A 23,350-nucleotide genomic window follows, 5' to 3' on the forward strand; every position below is an offset into this window, starting at 1 on the left:
TTAAAGGTTCATAAAAAGGTACTATGTCGTTATAGCGTGAAAATAGTCACATTATTGAAATAGCATAATAGCACCTGTTTTAATATATTATTAGACCTCTTTTATTAGAATTAATAGAGCACCATAACCTTTGAGTTTAGCTCGTATATTAAATACAGTACTTTTTTTAAAACTTTTAAAATGTATATTTGGAAAAGAAGCTTTGTGAAGAATCTGTTTTTCTTCTTTGCCTAGTCTTTTGGGTTTTCCCATATCAACCCAGTAATTGTATGAGGAACCGGATTTTTCATTCATTTCATAAGTAGTTATTTTTATAGATGAAGGTATATTTACTATATTTATTGAAAGTTTTTGTACAGCAGCGTTTTTCACAGCTCTAAGTTTTGAAAAATTCTCAAAAGGAATCAGTTTATTTATATTGTCATGGTGGTTGTAGAGTAAGATTTGATACTCATTATTAGATTTTGTAACTATATACCCTTTGTCTTTAGCAACTAAAGTGTCTCCAAGTTTATTCAACAAGTAATAGGCATAATAAGAAGGCTTTTTTATTCCCTTGTTATTTATAAGTCCTGGGTATCCAAAAAACACTTCATTAGTCAAGTTAATTTGTTTATCTAACACATCAAAGGCTCTTAAAAAGTTTAAAGAATTTGTATTGTTTATTACACTATGTATAATATAGGGCAGCATATATGTGGTATCGTAGATAAAATCTATGCTGTCTTTTGTATAAAATGCATCTTTAATTATTTCAAGTTTATATTTTGTAGATAAAAGTTCTGTTACTTTATTTATAACAGCAGGCTCTAGAGTAGAGTCAAATTGAAATTTAAAGGAATCTAAGTTTAAACTATCTAAGTCATTAAAATAATTTAAGAAAGATTTTATAGCTAATAGAAAGCTTGAAGTAGAGAAGCCAGTATCATTTAAGACTATAATAGGTTTTATATTAAGTGTATCTAAAAATTCAAGTACATCCCGAGCTCTATTCCAATTATAGAACTTAGACTCTGGAAATATACACATATCTTCGCTGAAAATATTTAAAAGTCTGGCATAGATAAAGCCTATTTCTTCCTGAAGAACTCCTAATATATCTTTGTTATCTTCCAGGAGAAGTTCAAAGGCATTTCCTACATTTAATATATCTTTAAAATTTTTGCTGAACTTTCCAAGGTCATCTCCCATATTTATATTTATCTTTGTTATTTTATCTTCATAATTGAACCTGTCATAGTCCTCCAAATAATGATTTATATACTGAAGGCTTTCTTCTAGATTAAAAAATTCAATGATTTTTTGTTTTTCAAAAGTCTCATCATTTATTTTGAATTTTTTTCTATATTGAAGGGGAGTGTAGTTATATTGAATTTTAAAATGTTTGTTAAAGTACCTGGTATGCGAAAATCCTACTTCTTCTGAAATTTCAGATATAGTTTTATCTGTATCTAAAAGAAGTTTTAGGGCCTCTTCAACTCTATTTGAATTCAATAAATCTGTAAAACTGTATCCTGTGACATCCTTTATACCGTGGGACAAGTAGTCAGTACTTAAGAATTCTTTTTTTGCAATATCCTGCAGTGTTATGTTATCGTTATAATTATTAAATATGTATTTGGAAATTCTGTGATACCTTTCAAGCTGTTCTTCTTTTTCCTTTAAATCTTCATTTTCATACATTAAATAATGAAAATTGTTTATGAGATGATAGAGAAGGTCTATAAGGATAGTTTCGATTTCTTCATCGTAGTTATCTTGTTTTTGAATTAACTCACAAGCTATTTTAGCTAAAAAGGTTCTTAAAATATCATATTCTTCACTTTCTTGAGCCCTGTCATCTGTGGTATTGGTAAAGAAAAACATGTTTTCAATATCACTGTAGTATTTTTCAAAAAAATAAGGATCTATATGAAATACTAAGACTCTATTATCTGCATCACTGCTTACAATACTGTGGGTTTCATCTATGTTTACTATTTCTATGTCTTTTTCTATGAGTTCATATTTGTCAGATTCTATGGTGATATAAAGAGTGCCCTTTAGGACATAAAGTATTTCTATTGAATTATGCCAGTGGAGAGGATAATTCATTATATTTGTTAAATTTATAGAAACAGGTATATTTGAAGGATAATTTATATATTTTCTCCTCATATATATTGAACTCCTTTCTTCTTTAGGGAAAAGAAGGGCCAAGCCCTAGCAATACTTTTTAAAATTATAACCAGTATAATATATGAAAAAAGTTTTTTCAAGCAAGTGGGAATTTGTTTGTTAAAAAGTATGATTGATTTGTGATAATGTCTTAGTATACCATTTGCAATTATGTCCCCAATAAATAAAAAATAGTGCTAAAATATACTTCATAACAACATATAAATAAAGTGAATATAATTAGAAAGGTACAATTAAATATGAGGTTATTAAGAAATTAGTAGAAACAAATGGAAATAAGAAAAGCTGCCGCATTATTGTTGCCAATTAAAGCTACAATTCCGTTATCTTTTTGTGTTGAATCCCAAACACTTCAAGTATTTTACAGATATGTTTAGTAGTATGTTTTGTATCATTTTACAGGAATATTGTTATAACTTAGTACTTTAATTAATTCCAGACCGATTTCCAGTTCTAGACGGTTATAATAATTTTCTAAATCAATGTTGCAAATTTTGTTTATTTTTTCCAATCTATACAAAATGGTTTTATAATGTACAAATAGAACATGGGCAGCTTTTGAGGCATTACCATTGTTTTCAAGATAAATCCTTAGTGTTTCAAGTAATTGGGTATTATATTTTTCATCATGTTTTTTAAGATTAATTAATTCTTTAGGTATAATTTCTAGTAAGGAATCTCTATCATCTACTTTACTTACTAATCTTAAAACTCCTAAGTCCTTGAAACTAATAATAGCATTTTTAGAATAGATGGTGGAACCAAGCGCAATAGCATCTTTTGCTTCTCTATAGCTCTTATATATTAGTTTAAGATTATCTACTGGTTTTCCTATACCGGAGACTACTTTAATATCTTCATATTCTTCAATAATTTTTTTCTGAATGCTATTAAAAATATCCTTTATAGAAGCAAGAGTAATTTCAACATCTTGCTCATCCATTGACCATAAAGTAATTACTGTATTACTTAACTTACCAATTATGCAGTGGTGGTTTTTATGCTGAATTTTTCTTGAGGCCAATTTGAAAATTTTATCATAAATATCTTCATGTTTTAGATTTGGATTTTTTAATTTTGTTTTTGAAGAGCTAATAATGTCTAATAGTATTACTGAGTATTTTCCTTTAATATTTAAACCAATAAGACTGGATCTTTCTAAAAGCATTTTTTCATCAGTAACTTTATTATTTATAAGATCATAAATTAAATCATTTATAAATCTTTCTTCAATGGTTTTCATTGCAATGTGCTTTTTCATTTCAATTAGAGTAGCAGTAGTCGCAACTTCCAGAGTAAAATAATCAGTATCCTTTAGTTTTTTATTGATTTCAAAAATACAAATATAAGCTTTTACATTATTTTGAACAGTTATAGGAAAGAAAATTTCAGATATTTCCTTATTTGAACTGTTATTAGATATTTGGACAGCTTGTGCAAAGTAGTACAAATTATGAAAATCATTTCTGATAGCTGAACTTTTAATTTTAAAGTATTTATCCAAATATTTATCTGTTGAGGCAATACATTTGTTATCTATGTCAAATACAGCAACTGGATTACCTATGGATTTTTTAAAATAATCTAATATTGCCTGAAGACCTAATTCTTTTAAAGATATATAAGAGAATGCATCATAAATTTTTTTGATTCTATTTAATTCATTTAGATAACTTTGGTTAATTTGCAGTAAAAGTAGATTGATAATTTTGGAAACCGGCTCATTTGTTACTATGTATATTATTGATATTTTAAGTCCTTTTTCATATTGAACAAATATATTAGAAATGTTTTTATTAATAATGTTATCTTCCTTATTGCTAAATAAAATTAAAGTAATATTTTTATTTGAAAGCTTAGTTAATGTTTTGATAATATTATCTTTGGTCAAATCAAAAGTTTTTAAATTAAGAATATATAAAGAATTTGGCTGAATATCATCATTGTTGTCACAGTCATCAGTAAAAACTGTAGAAAGAAAATTATCATCATAAGGATATTCTTTTAGAATGTAATATTCGCAAATAACTTTATTTTTAAGAAATTCGATTAAAATGTTTAACAATTGGAACACCTCTATATAAATCATTATCGTATACAAAAAGAATATATTATTGTATACGATAATAATTTATAATATTCCTCTATTTTTGCTTAAAAGAATTATTTACTTTAAATAATTCAAGAAGGGGTTGTCGCACTAAAAATAGATTCTACAACATATTGTGTTAGCAAGTGACTTGCAAAACAATGTGTTGTATGTAAATTCCTTAGTGCGACAGTCCCTTGATAATAATTCATACTGCTACTTTAAGTATTTATTTAAATAACTATTCAAATATACTTTATTGTAATTTAAGTTTTCTTCTGTCAAAGGATCTTTTTGCTCACCTGGGAAGCCTACAGAGATTACTGCTAGAATGTTTATGTTTTCAGGAACATTAAACAAGTTTCTAATGTATTCTTCTGAGGATGTATTTTCATTATAATTTCTATTTCTTACTTGAATCCAACAAGAACCTAGGTCTATTTCTTGAGATAACAAATGGATATTACTTGCTGCAATTGAAGCATCTTCTATCCATACATCACTTAGCAAGGAATTACCCATAACGATAATTCCAAGATCAGCATTTTTTAAAAATGAGGCATCTGGTTTGAAATTAGAAAGTTTACTTAATAAGTTTTTATCTTTAACAATAATAAATTCACAAGATTTAGAATTTTTAGATGTTGGTGAGAATAATGCAGCTTGTATTAAGTTTAATATTTTTTCATCGCAAACTTTTTCATTTGTGTATTTTCTTATACTTCTTCTCTTTTTTAATAGTTCGAGCATCTTTATATCCTCCTTTTAATAAATTGTTTCTTAATATAAATAGTAACATAAAATTGATTAAAAAATGTATCTATTATGGATAAAACGTTTAATGTTGTTTATCCATAACAAGTGATATAAGAGAAAATTTATAGAAGTTTATTATCCAAAATAGATAATTTCCATTTCCTTATTTTAGAATATATAGTAATTTATTTTACAAAATTTATAAAATATAGAAAATAATTTAAAAAATTTAGGAGGGGTTATAAAATGAGTTATCCAAAAGATCATCTTGTATCAAGAGCTGTAATTAAATTAGGGGAGTATGCTGTTTTACCACCAGAAGGAAGGGTAATTAATGTTATACCAAATTTTGAAGGATTTAAAATGACAATACTTGCTTCACCAAAAATGGGAACAAGTTTTGTACAGTATATAGGTGAAGTAGCACCAGATGCAAAAACTACTAAAACATTTGGAGGAGATGGTATTGAAACTTTTGTATTCTTCTTGGATGGAGAAGGAGAGCTTAAAGTAAAAGTTGGAGGCGAAGAAAAGAAATTAAAACAGGGAGGATATGCTTTTGCACCTGCAGATTTAGGGATGAACATAAAAAATGAATCTAAAGGAACAATGAGGATATTGCTTTATAAACAAAGATATATTCCTCTTGAAGGAAAATCAGCTAGGGCAGTATTTGGCAATGTCAATGATATAGAAGAAAGAATTTATGATGAAATGGAAAACGTATTTATAAAGGATTTACTTCCAGTTGAATTAGGATTTGACATGAATATGCATATTTTAAGTTTTGAACCAGATGGCTGTCATCCTTTTGTAGAAACACATGTACAGGAGCATGGAGCATATCTAATGCAGGGACAAGGAATATACTTACTTGGAGATGAATGGGTACAAGTTAAGAAAGAAGATTTCATATGGTTTGGGCCTTTCATGAAACAAGCAGTGTATACTACAGGAAGAGAAAGACTAACTTATATTTATTCTAAGGATTGTAATAGAGACGTAATTTTATAAAATGTTAGGAAATGATGAGTATGGAGACTTCATTAGCAAGAATAAAAAAGGATATAGGAACAATTCAAAAGTTCACCAGTACTCCTGGACAAGGATGTACACGATTTTCATATAGTATTGAGGATAAAAAAGCAAAAAATTATTTAATAGACGAAATGATTTCACTTGGTATGGATGTAAAAATAGATGGAGTTGGAAATTTAAGAGGCACATATAAGGGCCAGTGTGAAAATCTACCAATTATTTTGGTAGGTTCTCATATGGATACAGTGAAACATGGAGGAAGTTTTGATGGTATAACTGGAGTAATTGCAGCCCTCGAAGTTATTAGAGTATTAAAAGAAAATAACATAAATACAAAGCATACAATAGGATTAATTGGTTTTGCTGAGGAAGAAGGTTCTAATTTTGGAGCTACTACTTTGGGGAGTAAAGTGATAACTGGTAAAATTGCTTCATCTGAATTAAAAAATATAAAAAATTTTGAAGGAAAAAGTTATTATGAAGTTTTAGAAGAAAGTGGTCTTAATCCTGAAAATATTGATAATGAAAGATTAGACAAGAAGGACATTCTTGGTATGTTAGAACTTCATATAGAACAGAGCATAGTTCTAGATAAAAATAATTTGTCTATAGGTATTGTGAAGGGGATAGCTGGGACTAGAACTTATGGTGTGGAGATTATAGGAGAATCAAATCATGCTGGTGCAACGCCTATGAATATGAGAAAAGATGCTTTGATAGCAGCTTCAGAAATAATTTCACATGTAAACGATATAGTGAAAGAAAATGGGTTATCTACAACAGTTGCTACAGTAGGTAAAATAGAATGTCACCCTAATGTATCAAATGTTATAGCTGAAAAAGTAGGCTTTACAATTGATATAAGAGACTTAGATGACTATGCTATGGATAGAGTGCTTAAAGAAGTAATAAGTTATTCAAATAGAATTTCAGATAAATATGAAGTTAAATGCAATATTAGGCAAATAACTTCGTTTAAAGGCACTAGAACTTGTGAAAAAATTAACAATATTATTGAGGATATTGTTAAAAGCAGAGGGTATTCCTATTGCAAAATGTTGAGTGGAGCAGTTCACGATTCGGCAGTAATGGCAGAAATTACTGATGTTGGTATGATATTTGTACCAAGTAAGGATGGGAAAAGCCATGTACCTGAAGAATACACTTCATTTGAAGATATAAAAAGGGGAAGTGATGTATTACTAGAAACACTGCTAAAACTAGATAAAATTTAGTTAAAGTTAGAAATGTATAAAATTAAGAAAGGATGAATTTTATTATGGCTATTACTAAAGATTTTAAACCAAATAAGCTTAGTGATTATCTTGAAGCTACTGGACTCAAAGGGAAAAATTTCAAATTTGTTGATGATCTTTCAAAGGAAGGATTATTAAGTTTATTTAAGGCGGCTGAAGTTTTGGAACCGTACTGGAGATCAAAATTAAATATAATGAATGGTAAAGTTTTATGCACAATGTTCTTTCAACCAAGTACTAGAACTAGATTTAGTACTGAAACTGCAATGATTAGATTAGGAGGTTCAGTTATAACTGAATCAGATCCAAGTCATAATTCTTCTGTAGCTAAAGATGAATCATTATGGGATACACTTAGAGTAGTTTCTCAATATGCAAACATAATTGGTTTAAGACATCCTGATGATAAGCAAGTATTTGAAGCACTTCCAGCAGCTGAAGTTCCAGTAATTTCTTGCGGCTGGGGAAATATAACTCATCCAACTCAAGGACTTCTTGATATGTATACAGTTTACAGAGCTTTTGGAAGGTTTGAAGGATTAAGAGTAATGGTAACATCACCAGATCTAACAAGAGCAAGAAGTGGGCATTCTTTTGCTTTAGGTTTGGCCAGAATGGGAGCTGAGATAGTATATTCAGGACCAAAGAATTTGAAAACTCCAGATCTTATAAAAGGTAAATTAAATGATATGGGTGCAAAATATGAAGAACATTTTGATTTAAACAAGAAAGAGCAGGGTGAATTAATAACAACTTGTGATCTTGTTTATCTTCCAGGCTGCAGCGTTCCTGTAGGACAGGATGCAAGAGATGTATTCATGGAAAAGGCAGCAAACTATTATATTGATCTAGAAACTTTAGAGAAAGCAAAAAAGAAAACTGGAAAAATAATAGGAATAATGCATTCTCTACCAAGATTCAAAGGAGAATTTGATTTTAGAATAGATAATACAGAACATGAGCTATATTTTAAGCAGATAAGCTTTAGTGTAGCAATAAGAATGGCACTTATTGCATCTATGATAGGTATTTCATAAAAGGAGTGAACTAAAAGCATGGAAAGCAGAAAAATAGTAGTAGCTTTGGGTGGAAACGCTTTAGGTAATACACCAGAAGAACAAAAGCGATTAGTAAAAAGTACTGTAAAACCAATTGTTGATTTAATTCAGAGGGGAGATAAAGTTATAATAGCTCATGGTAATGGACCTCAAGTTGGAATGATAAATCTTGCTTTGGAGACTGCATCCAAAACTGGTGCTAAAACTCCCAAAATGCCATTTCCAGAGTGTGGAGCCATGAGCCAGGGGTATATTGGATTTCATCTTCAAAATGCATTAAGGGAAGAATTGTTAAGTAGAAGGATGAATATTCCTGTAGCAACTGTTATAACCCAAGTTATTGTTAACAAGCAAGACCCAGCATTTGATAAGCCATCAAAACCAATAGGTGCGTTTTATAGTAGAGAAGAGGCTTTAGCTATTTCTAAGGAAAAAGGTTATATAATGAAGGAAGATGCAGGAAGAGGATGGAGAAGAGTTGTACCATCTCCAATTCCTATAGATGTAGCAGAAAAAAAAACCATTAAAACTCTTGTTGACAATGGAGAGGTTGTTATAACTGTTGGAGGAGGAGGCATACCTGTTATTGCTAAAGGAAATAGTTTAATAGGAGTCTCTGCAGTTATAGACAAGGATTTTGCTAGTGAAAAAATTGCTGAAATACTTGACGCAAATTTATTAATAATACTTACTTCAGTGGATAAGACAGCAATCAATTATGGAAAGCCAAATCAAGCTAATCTTGATATGTTAACAATTAAAGATGCAGAAAAATATATTGAACAAGGACAATTTGCTCCAGGTTCCATGCTTCCAAAAGTTCAGGCTGCAATTAAGTTTGTAAAATCCAGTAGTAAGAGAAAGGCAATAATTACATCACTAGAATGTGCAGCAGATGCTATTGAAGGTAAAACAGGGACTGTAATTGTTGCATAGGTATTATTATAAATATTAAAAAACTAATAAAAAGAGATTATAAATAATAGTAGGAGGTAAAAAAGTATGAGTAGTATTGAAAAGGTTTATCATGATGAAGATGTTAATATGGATGCACTTAAAGGTAAGGTTGTAGCAATAATGGGATATGGAAGTCAGGGAAGAGGACAATCCAATTGCCTAAGAGACAATGGAGTAAATGTTATAATTGGTGCAGGAAATAAGGATAGATATCCGGATTGGGAAAATGCGGAAAAAGATGGATTTACTGTATATCCTTTTGATGAGGCAGTTAAAAAAGCTGATGTAGTAATGATATTACTTCAAGACCCTGCTCAACCTGCAGTTTATTATGAATCAATTCATCAAAATTTAAGACCAAATCAGACACTTTGCTTTGCACATGGGTTTGCAATATTGTATGGAACAATTGTGCCACCAGAATTTGTAGATGTAGTACTTTTTGTTCCTAATGGACCAGGTCCTGTTGTAAGGCAAAAATTTCTAGATGGTTCAGGAATATATGGTGCAGTTGCTGTAGACCAGGATGTTACTGGACATGCTAAAGAAACAGCTCTTGCGATTGCTAAAGGTGTTGGCAGCACAAGAACTGGTACAGTATATATTTCATTCCAACATGAGACTGAAGGAGATAACTTTGAAGAACAGGTTCTTTATGGTGGAACAATCAATCTTATGAGGGCAGTGTATGAAACTATGGCTAAGAATGGATATCCAAAATCCTTTGCTTATGCAAAGGCTATAAGGTCCATTAGGTCAGTAATTGACGATATAGATCGAGTTGGAATAGAAGAATATTTGTCGAAAAGATGCAGCAGAACTTGTGAATTTGCAGTTAGAACTTCTGGACCCAGAGTTATTAATTATGATGAAATTGAAAAAATATTTAGAGAAACTGAAAAAGGTGAATTTGCAAAAAGATGGTTATTGGAATTCCAATGCGGTATGCCTACTTTAAACAGATTGAGAAGAACTCATAAGAATTCGAATATGGAAGTTGTAGGAAAAGAGTGGAGAGAAAAGTTCAGTAAAGAAGTATAACATAAAAATTAGAAATATGAAAATTAAATGATTGATAAAAAAGTTTTTAAACTTAATTAGCCTATTGTACTAGATATGTATGTAACTATGATGTTGATATATTATTAAGTTCAATAGGCTATTTTGATAAGAAAGTGGGTTGGAAATTTTGTTATATGCTTAAGTGATTTATTTAACAAACTAGGGAGGAATTATAATGGAAAAAGATATAGATGTATTTGATGGAGAATTAGTTAATCCTAATGAAAGACTATATAATGAAGATCTTGCTCCTGCAAAAGAACGTAAGTGGGAAACATATAGTATATTTGCAATGTGGATGTCTGATGTCCATAGTGTTGGTGGATATACCTTTGCAGCAGGTTTATTTTTTATGGGACTGACTGCATGGCAAGTTTTATTAGCTGAAATTATTGGTATATCTATTGTAATGTTTTTTTCCAATCTTACCAGCAGGCTTGGAACTAGGCTTGGAGTTCCATATCCTGTAATAAGCCGTATATCTTTTGGGGTTTGGGGAGGCAATATACCTGCTTTAATTAGAGGCCTAGTTGCAGTATTTTGGTATGGTATACAGACTTACTTAGCATCGGTGTCGGTTGTAGGCATTATATTAATATTTGCTCCGGGTGCTAAATCTTTAATGTTACGATCATTTTTGGGGTTGAATAGTCTTTATTGGATTGGATTCCTAATTATGTGGGCTGTTCAATTGTTAATAATGATATATGGCATGGAAATAGTCAGAAAATTCAATAACTTAGCCGGGCCTTTAGTTTACGTTTTAATGTTTTTCTTGATAATATGGGTTGTAAATACATCGGGTGGACATATTAACTTAAATGTTGGTTTAGCAGGTAAAAGATTATTTGGGTTAAATGCCGTCTATACATTTGTAGTAGCAATTGCATTGGTAGTAGCATATTTTAGTACAATTATGCTTAATGTCTGTGATTTTACTAGATTTTCACCAAATTTTAAAGTGGTTAAAAGAGCTAATTTTTTAGGATTGCCTGTTAATTTTACATTATTCTCCATAGCAAGTGTAATTACGACTGCAGGAAGTATAGTTATATTTGGTTCGGCAATTTATGATCCTATACTATTAGTACAAAAAATTCCCAATAATACAGCTCAACTTATTGGAGCCGTTGGATTTATGATTGCGACTTTAGGAATTAATGTTATAGCAAATTTAGTTTCTCCTGTTTATGATCTTGCAAATTTGTTTCCAAAGCATATTAATTTCAAGCGAGGTGCAATAATTACTGCCATGCTTTCCATAGTAGTACTGCCATGGAAAATATATGCAAATCCAATTGCAGTAAATTACTTTTTAGGCGGTCTGGCTGCATTTCTAGGGCCAATTTTTGCGATAATCATAGTAGATTATTATGTAGTCAAGAAGGAAAAAGTAGATGTACAAATGTTATTTCAATTGAGTGGATCATATTGGTATGATAATGGTTTTAATAAAAAGGCTGTATTGGCATTATTGCTTGGAGTGATAATATCTGTACCTGCAGCTATGGTTCCTGCATTTAAAGTAATAGCTTCATTTTCCTGGTTTATAGGAGTATTTGTAAGCGGACTTTCTTATTGGATATTAATGAAGGATACTGTTGTTACCGATCTTAACGATTACAAAGAGGAACATTCTTTATAGTTGTTTGATTGTAATTTTATAATTAAACGTTTTTATAAAAAAATAAATATTTTGAATGGGGCAGTTCTTTACATTCTTAGTTCTATTTTTAGATTAAGTAGGAGGTAGTAATGAATAAGTATGATCTTATCATAAAAAATGGAAATATTGTATCTGAACATTCTATTAAAAAAGGAGATATTGGAATATTAAACGGTAAAATAGTTGAAGTGAGTCCTAAAATAAATGAGACTGCAACTGCTAATGAAATAATCGATGCAGAAGAACTTTATATTTTACCAGGATTGATTGACGTACATGTTCATCTCAATGAGCCGGGGAGAACTGAGTGGGAAGGTATTTATACTGGTAGTTGTAGTTTGGCAGCAGGTGGAGTTACAACATTTTTTGACATGCCATTAAACAGTGATCCGCCTTTAATTTATCCTGACCAATTTAAAATAAAAGAAGATTTGGCAAAGAAAAAATCTATAATTGACTTTGGCATTTTAGGAGGATTAGTTCCTGAAAATTTAAATTATTTAAAGGATTTAAAGAAATGTGGAGTTATAGGCTTTAAAGGTTTCATGTCAAACAGTGGTATCAAGGAATTTAATTATCTTGATGATAACAGCTTGCTTGAAGGATTGAAGAAAATATCTAATCTACATTCTATAGTAATGCTTCATGCAGAAAGTGAGGTTATAACTAGTCATTTAGCTTCAGAGGCAATAAGTGAAGGAAAAATTGCTGCTGAAGATTATGCTGCTTCAAGACCAATTATTTCAGAAGTTGAGGCTGTAGATAGAGCTATGTGTATGGCAGAAGTGGCAAATTGTAAAATTCATATAGCTCATGTAAGTAATAGTGAAGTAGTTAAAAGAGTTAAACTTGCAAAAAATAGAGGAGTGGATGTTACATTAGAGACTTGTCCACACTATTTATCTTTAACTGTAGATGACATCGTAACACAGGGTGCAATAGCGAAATGTTCTCCTCCACTTAGAAAAAAAGATGATGTGGATCAATTGTGGAAAGCGCTCATAAATGGGGATATTGATATTATATCTTCTGATCACTCACCATCTTCACCCGATTTAAAGGATATGAGTGATGGAAAAAACATATTTAATGTGTGGGGAGGTATCTCTTCAGCTCAAAGTACATTAAATGTTCTGTTAGAGGAAGGATATTGGAAGAGGGGAGTTTCACTGGAATTAATATCTAAATTAACATCTGCTAATCCAGCTAGAAGATTTGGAATTTATCCTAGGAAAGGAACAATTTCAGTTGGAAGTGATGCGGATTTGGCCATTATTGATTTAAATCAATCTTTTATATTGAAAAAAGAAGACTTGCTATACAAACATTCGGTTAGCCCATTTATTGGTAAAAAATTTAGAGGTAAGGTAGTTTACACAGTTACAAAAGGCCATAAAGTATTTGAAAAGGGCAAGATTTTAGATGATGGCTATCGTGGTGAATTGATAATTAATTGATTTTGAGGTGAAATTTAGATGTTAGATTTGTTTATTAAAGGTGGCAAAATCATAGAAAATGATTATATTTTTAAAGGTTCTATAGCTGTAAAAAGCGGTAAAATAGTGGGCATTACAAATACTGATATTAAAATTGATGCTGCTAATGTAATTGATGCTTCTGGAAAAATGATATTTCCGGGTGCTATAGATTGTCATGCACATTTAAATGATCCGGGATTTGAATGGAGGGAAGACTTCATTCATGGCTCTGAAGCAGCAGCAGCAGGAGGTGTAACAACTATAATTGATATGCCGCTTCAGAATGAACCTGCACTTACATCAAGTAAAATATTTTTAGATAAGCAAAATAAAATCATGCACAAGTCTGTTGTTGATTATGCTTTCTGGGGTGGTCTTGTAGATAATAATGTGCAGAATATAGAGGAACTTTATAAGTCAGGTGCAATAGGACTAAAAGCATTTTTAGGTCCAGTTTCTTCTGATTATTCTACCATAAATATGGGAATAGCAAGACAGGCATTAGAAATAACTACTCCATTAGGAATGGTTATTGGATTCCATTGTGAAGATTATTCAATAATAAAAAGTTATGAAACAAAGTTAAAAAAGGAGAATAAATTTGCTAGATCAGATTATTTTCAATCAAGGCCGGTTATTGCAGAATTATTAGCAGTTAAAAATGTGATAGAAATGGCAAGAGAATCAGGTGGAAAAGTTCATATTTGTCATGTAAGCCACCCAGAGGTTGCTAAAGAAATAAAAAAAGCAAAAAATCAAGGAGTAAATGTAACTTCAGAGACATGCCCTCATTATCTTGTATTTACGGATAATGATATGGTAGAAAATGGTGCAATATTCAAATGTGCTCCACCATTAAGAAGTTATAAAGATAAGGAGGAACTTTGGGATTATGTGATGGATGGCACAATAAATTGCATAGCATCCGATCATTCTCCTTGTACTATTGAAGAAAAATCAGAAGATAAACATAACATATGGGAAATCTGGGGAGGTATAAGTGGCATACAAACTACATTCCAAGTTATGTTTAATAAAGTAGTGAATGAGAAAGGATTATCCCCTACTATATTGACAAAACTTTTATCTAATGAGCCGGCAAAGATTTTTGATTTATATCCTAGAAAAGGTAATTTAAATATTGGTTCAGATGCTGATATTGTAATTGTTGATCCAAGAAGAAAATGGAAAATTACTTCAGAGTCACTTTTTTATAAAAATAAAATATCAGCTTTTATTGGACTTCAGGGTAAAGGAATTCCAGTTACTACAATAGTAAGGGGAAATATAGTTTATGATGATGGCAAAATTGTAGGAAAACATGGTACGGGCTGTTTAGTTAAAGCTATACGATAAAAGGTAGAATTGTTATTTAAATATGAGGAGGGTTTATATTTTGGGCATTAAATTGAAAAATTATAAGTTTGAAAATTCTAATTCATTGACAAATGATGATTTAAAACCGATTATAAAAGAAAGACGTACGTGGAAGACTGTTAATTATGCTACACTTTGGATGGGAATCATTCATAATATTCCTACTTATGCTACTGTAGGAGGGTTAATAGCATTAGGGCTTTCGCCATGGCAAACCCTAGGAATAATTATTACTGCTTCTCTAATATTATATGCTGCATTAACACTTAATGGACATGCAGGCACAAAATTTGGAGTACCATTTCCAGTTTTAATTCGTTCCTCCTTTGGTGTTATTGGTGCTAATATTCCAGCAATGTTGAGAGCATTTGTTGCTATTATGTGGTTTGGAATTCAAACATATGCAGGAAGCACAGCTATTAATATTTTGATACAAAAACTTTGGCCATCATGGAATAGCCTTGGTGGTAACTGGAGTTTTTTTGGACTTCATCTTTCGGGTATGATTTCATTTTTGTTATTTTGGGCACTTCATTTATTTACATTAAATCATGGTATGGAATCTATTAAAAAATTTGAAGTTTTTGCAGGCCCAATGGTTTATCTAGTCTTTGGTGGTATGGTTTTTTGGGCTATTAGCATTGCTGGTGGTCTTGGACCAATTTATTCTCAACCAGGAAAGTTTAGAACATTTAAGGAAGCATTTTGGCCTTTTGTTGCAGGTGTTACGGGAGTTATATCAATATGGGCAACTTTGATATTAAATATTCCTGATTTTACACGTTTTGCGGAATCTCAAGAAGCTCAAAAGAAGGGACAATTTTTAGGATTACCTGGAACTTTTGCACTGTTTGCATTTGCTAGTATTACTGTAACGTCAGGAACTCAGGTAGCTTATGGAAAACCAATTTGGAATATTGTAGATGTACTTTCTCGTTTTGATAGTCCATTTGTAATTGCAGCTGCAGTAATTACACTTTGCATTGCAGCAATGTCGGTTAATGTTGCATCAAATATGGTCTCACCTGCGTATGATATTGCTAATTTATTTCCTAAGTATGTAAATTTTAAACGTGGAGCTTATATTACAGCAATTTTAGCTGTGTTTACTTTTCCATGGAAGACAATGGAAAGTGCTACAAATGTAATGTCATTTTTAGGAACAATTGGTGGGGCACTTGGTCCGGTTGCAGGTATTATGTTTGCTGATTATTTTATTATACGTAAGCAAGAATTAAATGTGGATGATTTATATGCTTTGAATGGAGAATATACTTATAATAAAGGATATAATTATCGAGCATTTATTGCTACGCTAATTGGAGCATTTTTTGCACTAATAGGAGACTTCATTCCTTCATTAAAAAGTTTAAGTAATATTTCATGGTTTGTAGGTGTTGCTATAGCTGCAATTGTTTATGTAGGTTTAATGAAAATTGATTCTCCAAATATAAAATTAAGTACAATAAATTCCCAGAAGTAATGCGTCAACCATTTTCGAAAATCTCCACAATCAATCTTATGATCTAAGTGTTAAATTAATTTTATCAACAGATGGTTGTTTTTCAAACACAGATTTGGTATGATTGATTTCAAGAGCAAATTTGGTAATGAATTCTTTTATGTAGTGGTTGAAGAATTCATTTGCCTGTTCCAGGATTGTTACAGCTGCTTAGTTCAAATCCTAAGGGTAACCGTGACTGTAACGTTTGGAATAGACGCTCTACACGACCATTTGCTTGAGAGATACTACTAGTTTTAATTTCTGTACCTTTCTAATTATGTCTATCTCATTTATATATTGTTATGAGTTATATTTTAACACTATTTTTTATTTATTTGGAATATAATTGCAAAGGGTATACTAAGATATTATCGTAAATCAATCATAATTATTTTACAATCATATATAGGTTAAGAGGAGGGTTTAAATGGAAAAGAAACAATACATCTGCCCAAAATGTGGAAATACAGAATATGAATCAGATCAATTTCAGGCAACAGGAGGAAATTTCTCAAAGATATTTGATGTACAGAATAAGAAATTTATTACTATTAGTTGTAAAAAATGTGGGTATACAGAATTGTATAAGGCACAGTCTTCAGCTGGATGGAATATTCTAGATTTTCTTATAGGCAATTAACTTATAATATATATGAAAGGAAGACATCATTATGAATGAAGTTTTACAAAATATTTTAACAAGAAGAAGTGTAAGAAAGTTCAAAGAAGAACAAATAAAAGACGAAGAATTAGAATTGATTTTAAAAGCTGGGGTGTATGCACCAAGTGGTATGAACAAACAAACTTGGCAGTTTACAGTCGTTCAAAGTAGAGAGAAGATGGAGCTGCTAGCAAAAGTAGTTAGAAAAGCATTAGGAAGAGACGCTGGATATAATTTTTATGCACCTCCAACTTTAATTATGTTGTCCAATGAGAAGGAAAATGTAAATGGACTTGCTGATTGTGCTTGTGCTCTTGAAAATATATTTCTAATGGCAAATTCACTAGGGATAGGTTCCTGTTGGATCAATCAATTAAGAACTATTTGTGATGAAAAAGAAGTAAGGGAAGTACTAAGTAGTTTTGGTATACCTGAAAATCATATTGTTTGGGGAATGGCATCCATTGGATATCCTGAAGGCATATCAAAAGCACATGAGAGAAAAGATGGAGTTATTAAATTTGTAAAATAATAATATAAAATTTCTAAACGAAAAATCAACTTATACTGCGGATATTTTTAATAATTAGAAATTAAGAGTTAAGAATTAATAATTATGGTTGATTTTCTTCCGTTAATACTACAGAAAATCTAAAACATAGTGCAATTAAAGCAAAGCTTCAATAAACTTTAAATTTAAGTTTTTTCGAGCATATTGAAGAAAAAAATTCACTCACTATTAATTCTTAACTTAAAAATATGCCTACGTATAAGTTGATTTTTAAGTTAGAAATCTTGTATAGGGTTTATAAGTCTAAAATTAAATTATGCATATAGTTAAACCATTGAGATCAATAGATTTCAATTAATGTATAATTTAAGTTATTAGTTAAAAACCCTATAGATAGTTAACTCTACAATTAAGCTTATCCAAATTGCTAACTTTATTTAAATGCTAAAGTTATAAATTCAACTGAGACTTATATAAGCAATTTTAGGTAATGATAGATTTAACTTTAAACTTTATGATTTATATAAGAAACACAGAAACAACAAATTTTAATGCCAATATTAAGTATGTTTCTAGTGAAGATGAAAAATGTAAAGCTCTAAGCTTTCTGTAGTAGTTTACTGTTTTTATATTTCATAAAGGCAATTTTAGCAGAGTATAGTGCAAGTCCTACTGGTAACCAAAATGCGCCGAACCTAAGCTCATTTTGCAAATAAGGAAGCATAAGATCAAAGCTTAATCCTTTTAAGTTTAACATTTTTAATGCTACAGTCATATGTCTGAATGGCCATAGAATATTAAGAGCATCTGCCATCCCATTTGGCAGCAGATAATCTGGCATCACAACACCACAGGTTAGAAATATAACTATATTTATCAAATTAAAAAACAGTATAAAGTGACCAAGGTTATCCATAAATGATGTTAAAACTAATCCCATAGCTGTAAGGTTAATAAAAAATAAACTCATTAAAACAATATATATTAATATATCACCACGAAGAGGTACACAGAATAATTTATCAACAATACATAAGCAAGTGAAAATTACTATACTACATAGAGTAGAATATAGTAATATTCTTCCTATAAGGCCAATTACAGCTTTTACACCTTCTTTTGAACGCATCTTAATATGTGCAAATTGCTCTTTCTTCTTCATTAAAGCAGGTACTAAAAGTAGTGGTACAAAAAAACCTTGATTAACTAAAGGTATCAAAGTATAAATTAAATATCTAAGATAACTACTTTGAGGCTCATACAGTACGCGTTCAACATAAGAAAAGTTTAAAACAGTTTGCTTAGATTGGTATGGAACCATACCATTTCCTTGAAGAACACTTATTTGAGCACCAGCATTTACCGTACCTAAAACCTGACTAGCATATGCTAAAACATTGGATAGTATGGGAAGATCAGTTCCATCTATTAGCAATAAGGCACTAGGTGATTTTGCCATACTTACATCTTTTTCAAAATGCTTAGGTATTATTATACCTCCATTTACCCTACGATCTCTTATTGCTTTTTCAAGTTCAGTATCCGAATTTGCATAATAATTAACATTTAAACCTGGGTTAATTTTAAGCTGTTGTACAATAGTTCTTGACAAATTTGAATTATCTCTATCAACTACACCAAATGGAAGATGCTCTATATAAGGATTAGACATGGCATAGCCAAAAATAAGTGTTGCTACAATAGTGAGTATAATAGTCTTAAGTAGGGAGCTTCTTTCTTCTTTTAATATCTTAAAAAGACTGTTCATTATGTTATCACCTCTTCATCTTGACTATTGATGATACTATTTTTCTCATTTATTCTAATATTTCTAAGCCTTTTAGCCTCTTTCATTTTATATAAAAGGAATGTAACCACCCACATAAAAATCATAAATTTAGTAAGCCAGAATATATTAGATAAGTTATCTTGAAAACTTCCGCCTATAAGTGTTAAATCTCTTAGAGGTATGGCATAGTAGTAAAATGGAATATATTTAGCTATTATAGGAGCAATATCAGGCATAGCTACAGTTGGAAATGTGTATCCAACCAAAAATAGAGTTATTGCTACTGGGCCTGCTAGTCCTACTGCATCTATCTGCTTTCCATTAAACAAGATACTTAAAAGTACTCCCACAAATGTCATTCCAATACAAAAGAGAATAGTTAACATAACTCCTGCTTCAACAGACCCTCTATAAGGTAAACCAAAATATTTACAAAAAATTACAAATATAGTAAAAACACAAGCTGATCCCAGAAGTCCAACCATAATACCTTTAATCCATATTTTTTTATAGCTATTACCTTTTTTATTAATAAAATTACAACTATAATCATTCCAACCTGAATAGTATTGATTGAAAATCCTGGAATGAAAAAATTAAACATATTTTGAGTAGGATTTCCTATAAGTCTATAATTGTAACCTATAGGATTGATATAATTTTTAGCTACTTCTGGCATTAATCCAAGTTGATCCTCTGCTACATTTATTAAATATGCTGATTTAATGGTACCTAGAATTTGTGCAATTTTTGTTTTACTAGAAGCAGTCATGGCCATTTGTGCCCCATCATAAACAACCATAATGTTGGGATTCTTTCCATCAGTTAGATCCTTTGAAAAATTTTTAGGAATAATAAATCCTACAGCTATGTCTCCTTTGTCTATTAAATCTTTAACATCATTATCAATTTGGCTATATGCAACTATATTAAATGTTGAATTTGTCCTTAGTTCCCTAACAAAAGATTGAGATAATAAAGAGTTATCATGATCTACAATAATAGTTGGAATTTGACTAAGTGAATGAGCACTAAATTCAAGTGCTAAAACAATAGCCCCCCCAATGCCAATTATAAAAAGCATTAAGATAGGAGTTATCATATACTTAAATTTTAATATTGTTTCTTTCATAATAATCATCACTTCTTTCCAAAATCAACAAAGGCTGTCATTCCAGCATGAAGTGGTTTATTCATATCAATTAATTCAACTTTAATCCCATAGGACACTATATCAAAATCCCCATTATCATTTGTTGCCCTTTTAACTGCAAAATCAGCATCCTTATTAATTCTAACTATTTTACCTTTAAACTTTTGATTAGGATAAGCAGGAATTTTCACAGGCACTTCTTCATTTAACTTCACTTTTGAAAGATCTGTTTCTTTTATATCACATTCAACCCAGGGTGCAACTGTATTTGTCATTACAAGAAGAGGCATTCCTGTAGATACAAGTTCACCAACCTCTACATTTAACTGATTTACAACTCCATCTGCCGGTGCTGTTATTGTTGTATCATTTATATAACTTTGCACTTCATCTTGCCCACCTTCAGCTTGTTTAATTTGGGCTTGATATCCCTGTATTGTTGCATCTGCTTGACTTACTTGTGCTTGTAATGCGGCTATATCTTCAGGTCTTGATCCATCTTTAGCAACATCATATTGATTTTGTGCCACCTCCATATCTGTTTGAGCCTTATCTAAATCTTCTTTAGCTGCATAGCCTTTACTATACAGTGCATTTATCCTATCGTATGTAGATTTCGCTAAATCATATTGAGATTTGGCTTCATCAATTTCCTCCGGTCTTGCTCCATTTTGAGCCTTCTGAAGTTGTGCTTGTGCTGATGATTTTGCTGCTTGTGCTGCTTTCATTTGTTCAGTAGCTGCATCGATTTGAGCTTTTGATTGAGCTTCTTTTGCAATTAGCGAACTATTATCTATAGTTATTAAAACTTGTCCGTTTTTTATGCTGTCACCTTCAGCTACCTTTATAGCTGTTATTTTTCCTGCAGCTTTAGAATTTATATTTATTTCTTTAGTCTCTATGTCTCCTTGAACAGTTAAGTGGTCACTTTGCTGTTTTACTATTTTATCTCCTGTCAAAACAAAATTCTTACTACATCCTGAAAACAAACCTGTTGTAATTGTTAGAGCTAATACTAATGCAATTTTTTTTCTTTTCATATAAATCCTCCCAAACCAACTAATATATTTACTTATAAGAACCTGTTAGTCAAACGTTGTCTAATTTTTACAAGTGATTCATGTAGAATTTGCATCTGTTCTTCTGGTAAAACACCTAATAAAGACACTATAATATTTTCTTTATCTGGTAATATCTCAGCTAAAATTTTCTTCCCATCTTCTGTTATAGTAATCTTTGTATATCTCCTATCATTTTTATTTTCCTGTCGTAGAACAATTCCTTTTAATGTCATTCTATCAATTAAAGTTGTTACACTAGGTTTCTTTACTCCTAATTTCTTACTAAGAGTAGATGAAGTACTTCCTTCATCACCACATAAATATAGGTAATACAGAACTTTGAATTGTACCTGTGTTAATTCAAACTTTTTATAGCCTTCTTCACCAATTTTATTTATTAAATCTGATATTTTAATAATCTCGTCAGTTACCCCAAAAGTTAACTCCATTGGATCAATCTTAATTAAATCGGTATCTTTCTTATTCATAAACAACACTCCTAAAATGCTTTTTCATATTATTCTGTTAACATTATTAATTTAATATATTGATAGTTAGCATGAGTAATAATTAGTATAGTTAATAGTTAGCATATCTAATAATTAACTATACTAACTATTATACACATTATTATATTAGTTTCAATATCAATAACTGGAAATTATTATTAATAATCTGTAACTTTTAGTTTTAGTTCTGCAAACTGGAAATCTAAGTTCAAAAATGTGTGTTACCAAGAAAATGCTGGAGATTTGACATTAAAAAAGTATTACACAAATGATAGGGTATGTAGGATACGAATTGTTAGAGGGGTTAAATATAGGTAACGTGTTTGCATTATCAAGTGTCCGGCAAATGTACGAAGTTACTAAAGTTATGGACCACAAAAATGGATTGCCTTAAAATTAGGCAATCCATTAATTATGTATTAAGTGAGATTATAAGGAAGATAAAAACATTTCGTATGCGTCTTCAAATGAATCGTAGGGATCTGGATTTCCGCCGTTTGTGCTTTTGCATTGGTTGTCACTGTACTCTTGTCCAACTGCAAGAAGACCCCCAACAGTTATAGGATGTCCTGCATCACAGGCTATTTTACAAAATGTATCCATAGGATCATCTGCGAGATGAGTTTCCAGCAGCTTCTTTCTTAAGGAAGGATCTTTTTTAGCATCAGTATAAAGCAGTTCTAATTCAGTAGTTGTGTTGTCCATAATTTGCACCTCTGTACTTTAAATTAATAATGTAATTATAGCACTGCATAAGAATTTAGGCCAATAGAGATTGTAATAAGAGCATCATCTTATTATATAGTTTCGTTTTGTTTTCAGCAAAATTATTTGTAATTGAACAAAAAGAACCTTTAGCTTATAATAATATTAGTCCATAAATAGACTAATATTATTATAAACAGTGAAAGAAGGTTTTATTGTTGGAATGGATTTATCTAATTGGAGCTATTATACTTGAAACAATAGGAACAACTTGTATGAAGATGTCTGATGGATTTACAAAATTACTGCCAGCTTTAGGAACAATTCTAACGTATGGCTTGTGCTTTGTACTTTTTTCAATATCTTTAAAAAAGATACCTGTGAGTGTGGCATATGCTATATGGTCAGCTGCAGGAACTACTATTATATCAGTAATAGGAATTTTTATTTTTAAAGAAAATATAAGTATTTTAAAAGTTTTGTCTATATTTTTTATTATATTAGGAGTTGTAGGATTAAACTTTAGCGGCGTTAGTCACTAA

The 23,350-nt window shown here is 30.6% G+C and carries 21 protein-coding genes and 1 pseudogene; 12 read left to right on the forward strand and 10 right to left on the reverse strand.

Going from position 1 to position 23,350, the window contains the following annotated elements; all coding sequences use genetic code 11:
• Positions 1-90: 90 nt before the first annotated feature.
• The 3 genes from CLJU_RS07470 to CLJU_RS07480 all read right to left on the reverse strand — a co-directional run bounded on the left by CLJU_RS07470 (position 91) and on the right by CLJU_RS07480 (position 5,017).
• The gene (locus CLJU_RS07470) at positions 91-2,157 is read right to left on the reverse strand and encodes a helix-turn-helix domain-containing protein (protein WP_013238185.1); all 2,067 of its coding nucleotides are present in this window, start codon (positions 2,155-2,157) and stop codon (positions 91-93) included.
• A 412-nt stretch (positions 2,158-2,569) separates the two neighbouring features.
• Positions 2,570-4,243 carry a PucR family transcriptional regulator gene (locus CLJU_RS07475; RefSeq protein WP_013238186.1) on the reverse strand — a complete coding sequence of 558 codons (1,674 nt, stop codon included), beginning with the start codon at positions 4,241-4,243 and terminating at the stop codon, positions 2,570-2,572.
• A 240-nt stretch (positions 4,244-4,483) separates the two neighbouring features.
• On the reverse strand, positions 4,484-5,017 hold the full coding sequence (locus CLJU_RS07480) for a nitroreductase family protein (protein ID WP_013238187.1): 534 nt from the start codon (positions 5,015-5,017) through the stop codon (positions 4,484-4,486).
• Positions 5,018-5,269: 252 nt separating this feature from the next.
• On the opposite strand from CLJU_RS07480, the gene allE reads away from it, so the two are divergent.
• The 9 genes from allE to CLJU_RS07525 all read left to right on the forward strand — a co-directional run bounded on the left by allE (position 5,270) and on the right by CLJU_RS07525 (position 16,398).
• Positions 5,270-6,037: a (S)-ureidoglycine aminohydrolase gene (allE, locus tag CLJU_RS07485; RefSeq protein WP_013238188.1), complete on the forward strand. Its 768-nt coding sequence runs from the start codon at positions 5,270-5,272 to the stop codon at positions 6,035-6,037.
• A 20-nt stretch (positions 6,038-6,057) separates the two neighbouring features.
• Entirely contained in the window at positions 6,058-7,296 is a 1,239-nt protein-coding gene (locus tag CLJU_RS07490) for a Zn-dependent hydrolase (RefSeq protein ID WP_041705071.1), read from the forward strand.
• A gap of 44 nt (positions 7,297-7,340) precedes the next feature.
• Positions 7,341-8,354 carry an aspartate/ornithine carbamoyltransferase family protein gene (locus tag CLJU_RS07495; RefSeq protein ID WP_013238190.1) on the forward strand — a complete coding sequence of 338 codons (1,014 nt, stop codon included), beginning with the start codon at positions 7,341-7,343 and terminating at the stop codon, positions 8,352-8,354.
• A gap of 18 nt (positions 8,355-8,372) precedes the next feature.
• Positions 8,373-9,311, forward strand: a complete 939-nt coding sequence (gene arcC / locus CLJU_RS07500; protein WP_013238191.1) for a carbamate kinase — start codon at positions 8,373-8,375, stop codon at positions 9,309-9,311.
• A 66-nt stretch (positions 9,312-9,377) separates the two neighbouring features.
• Positions 9,378-10,373: a ketol-acid reductoisomerase gene (gene ilvC, locus CLJU_RS07505; protein WP_013238192.1), complete on the forward strand. Its 996-nt coding sequence runs from the start codon at positions 9,378-9,380 to the stop codon at positions 10,371-10,373.
• Between the two features lie 196 nt (positions 10,374-10,569).
• The gene (locus CLJU_RS07510) at positions 10,570-12,039 is read left to right on the forward strand and encodes an NCS1 family nucleobase:cation symporter-1 (RefSeq protein WP_013238193.1); all 1,470 of its coding nucleotides are present in this window, start codon (positions 10,570-10,572) and stop codon (positions 12,037-12,039) included.
• Positions 12,040-12,149: 110 nt separating this feature from the next.
• Positions 12,150-13,517, forward strand: coding sequence for an allantoinase AllB (gene allB, locus CLJU_RS07515; RefSeq protein ID WP_013238194.1), 1,368 nt, complete (start codon positions 12,150-12,152; stop codon positions 13,515-13,517).
• Between the two features lie 18 nt (positions 13,518-13,535).
• Positions 13,536-14,894, forward strand: coding sequence for an allantoinase AllB (gene allB, locus CLJU_RS07520; protein WP_013238195.1), 1,359 nt, complete (start codon positions 13,536-13,538; stop codon positions 14,892-14,894).
• Between the two features lie 40 nt (positions 14,895-14,934).
• On the forward strand, positions 14,935-16,398 hold the full coding sequence (locus CLJU_RS07525) for an NCS1 family nucleobase:cation symporter-1 (protein WP_013238196.1): 1,464 nt from the start codon (positions 14,935-14,937) through the stop codon (positions 16,396-16,398).
• A 45-nt stretch (positions 16,399-16,443) separates the two neighbouring features.
• Here the strand turns inward: CLJU_RS07525 and CLJU_RS23330 are convergent.
• Positions 16,444-16,687 (reverse strand): annotated as a pseudogene (locus CLJU_RS23330) (ISNCY family transposase); the annotation flags it as partial.
• A 159-nt stretch (positions 16,688-16,846) separates the two neighbouring features.
• On the opposite strand from CLJU_RS23330, the gene CLJU_RS07530 reads away from it, so the two are divergent.
• Both CLJU_RS07530 and CLJU_RS07535 read left to right on the forward strand, forming a co-directional pair.
• Positions 16,847-17,059 (forward strand): zinc ribbon domain-containing protein, encoded by a 213-nt coding sequence (locus CLJU_RS07530; protein ID WP_013238197.1) that lies wholly within the window; start codon positions 16,847-16,849, stop codon positions 17,057-17,059.
• 31 nt (positions 17,060-17,090) lie between these two features.
• Positions 17,091-17,612, forward strand: coding sequence for a nitroreductase family protein (locus CLJU_RS07535; protein WP_013238198.1), 522 nt, complete (start codon positions 17,091-17,093; stop codon positions 17,610-17,612).
• A gap of 577 nt (positions 17,613-18,189) precedes the next feature.
• Here the strand turns inward: CLJU_RS07535 and CLJU_RS07540 are convergent.
• The 6 genes from CLJU_RS07540 to CLJU_RS07560 all read right to left on the reverse strand — a co-directional run bounded on the left by CLJU_RS07540 (position 18,190) and on the right by CLJU_RS07560 (position 22,808).
• Positions 18,190-19,359, reverse strand: coding sequence for an ABC transporter permease (locus tag CLJU_RS07540; protein ID WP_013238199.1), 1,170 nt, complete (start codon positions 19,357-19,359; stop codon positions 18,190-18,192).
• Complete coding sequence (locus tag CLJU_RS23130; protein WP_278244765.1) at positions 19,359-19,865, reverse strand: ABC transporter permease; 507 nt, start codon at positions 19,863-19,865, stop codon at positions 19,359-19,361. Before CLJU_RS23130 ends, CLJU_RS07540 begins: the two co-directional genes overlap by 1 nt.
• Positions 19,820-20,512: an ABC transporter permease gene (locus CLJU_RS23135; RefSeq protein ID WP_013238201.1), complete on the reverse strand. Its 693-nt coding sequence runs from the start codon at positions 20,510-20,512 to the stop codon at positions 19,820-19,822. Before CLJU_RS23135 ends, CLJU_RS23130 begins: the two co-directional genes overlap by 46 nt.
• Positions 20,513-20,520: 8 nt before the next feature.
• Positions 20,521-21,573, reverse strand: a complete 1,053-nt coding sequence (locus CLJU_RS07550; RefSeq protein WP_013238202.1) for an HlyD family secretion protein — start codon at positions 21,571-21,573, stop codon at positions 20,521-20,523.
• A 32-nt stretch (positions 21,574-21,605) separates the two neighbouring features.
• Positions 21,606-22,082, reverse strand: coding sequence for a MarR family winged helix-turn-helix transcriptional regulator (locus CLJU_RS07555; RefSeq protein WP_013238203.1), 477 nt, complete (start codon positions 22,080-22,082; stop codon positions 21,606-21,608).
• Between the two features lie 450 nt (positions 22,083-22,532).
• The gene (locus CLJU_RS07560) at positions 22,533-22,808 is read right to left on the reverse strand and encodes a hypothetical protein (RefSeq protein ID WP_013238204.1); all 276 of its coding nucleotides are present in this window, start codon (positions 22,806-22,808) and stop codon (positions 22,533-22,535) included.
• Between the two features lie 218 nt (positions 22,809-23,026).
• Here CLJU_RS07560 and CLJU_RS07565 point away from each other — a divergent pair, with 218 nt between their 5' ends.
• Positions 23,027-23,350, forward strand: a complete 324-nt coding sequence (locus CLJU_RS07565) for a DMT family transporter (protein WP_023163293.1) — start codon at positions 23,027-23,029, stop codon at positions 23,348-23,350.

The organism is Clostridium ljungdahlii DSM 13528 (assembly GCF_000143685.1).
In the GTDB taxonomy this organism is placed as follows: domain Bacteria; phylum Bacillota; class Clostridia; order Clostridiales; family Clostridiaceae; genus Clostridium_B; species Clostridium_B ljungdahlii.

Excerpts from the sequence above, each read along its gene's own strand:
- CLJU_RS07560 (WP_013238204.1), bottom strand. The coding sequence starts at position 22,808 with ATGGACAACACAACTACTGAATTAGAACTGCTTTATACTGATGCTAAA.
- CLJU_RS07480 (WP_013238187.1), bottom strand. The coding sequence starts at position 5,017 with ATGCTCGAACTATTAAAAAAGAGAAGAAGTATAAGAAAATACACAAAT.
- CLJU_RS23130 (WP_278244765.1), bottom strand. The coding sequence starts at position 19,865 with ATGGTTGGACTTCTGGGATCAGCTTGTGTTTTTACTATATTTGTAATT.
- allB (WP_013238195.1), top strand. The coding sequence starts at position 13,536 with ATGTTAGATTTGTTTATTAAAGGTGGCAAAATCATAGAAAATGATTAT.
- CLJU_RS07540 (WP_013238199.1), bottom strand. The coding sequence starts at position 19,359 with ATGAACAGTCTTTTTAAGATATTAAAAGAAGAAAGAAGCTCCCTACTT.
- CLJU_RS23135 (WP_013238201.1), bottom strand. The coding sequence starts at position 20,512 with ATGAAAGAAACAATATTAAAATTTAAGTATATGATAACTCCTATCTTA.
- CLJU_RS07555 (WP_013238203.1), bottom strand. The coding sequence starts at position 22,082 with ATGAATAAGAAAGATACCGATTTAATTAAGATTGATCCAATGGAGTTA.
- ilvC (WP_013238192.1), top strand. The coding sequence starts at position 9,378 with ATGAGTAGTATTGAAAAGGTTTATCATGATGAAGATGTTAATATGGAT.
- CLJU_RS07495 (WP_013238190.1), top strand. The coding sequence starts at position 7,341 with ATGGCTATTACTAAAGATTTTAAACCAAATAAGCTTAGTGATTATCTT.
- CLJU_RS07535 (WP_013238198.1), top strand. The coding sequence starts at position 17,091 with ATGAATGAAGTTTTACAAAATATTTTAACAAGAAGAAGTGTAAGAAAG.
- CLJU_RS07550 (WP_013238202.1), bottom strand. The coding sequence starts at position 21,573 with ATGAAAAGAAAAAAAATTGCATTAGTATTAGCTCTAACAATTACAACA.
- CLJU_RS07470 (WP_013238185.1), bottom strand. The coding sequence starts at position 2,157 with ATGAGGAGAAAATATATAAATTATCCTTCAAATATACCTGTTTCTATA.
- arcC (WP_013238191.1), top strand. The coding sequence starts at position 8,373 with ATGGAAAGCAGAAAAATAGTAGTAGCTTTGGGTGGAAACGCTTTAGGT.
- CLJU_RS07510 (WP_013238193.1), top strand. The coding sequence starts at position 10,570 with ATGGAAAAAGATATAGATGTATTTGATGGAGAATTAGTTAATCCTAAT.
- CLJU_RS07490 (WP_041705071.1), top strand. The coding sequence starts at position 6,058 with ATGGAGACTTCATTAGCAAGAATAAAAAAGGATATAGGAACAATTCAA.
- CLJU_RS07530 (WP_013238197.1), top strand. The coding sequence starts at position 16,847 with ATGGAAAAGAAACAATACATCTGCCCAAAATGTGGAAATACAGAATAT.
- allB (WP_013238194.1), top strand. The coding sequence starts at position 12,150 with ATGAATAAGTATGATCTTATCATAAAAAATGGAAATATTGTATCTGAA.
- allE (WP_013238188.1), top strand. The coding sequence starts at position 5,270 with ATGAGTTATCCAAAAGATCATCTTGTATCAAGAGCTGTAATTAAATTA.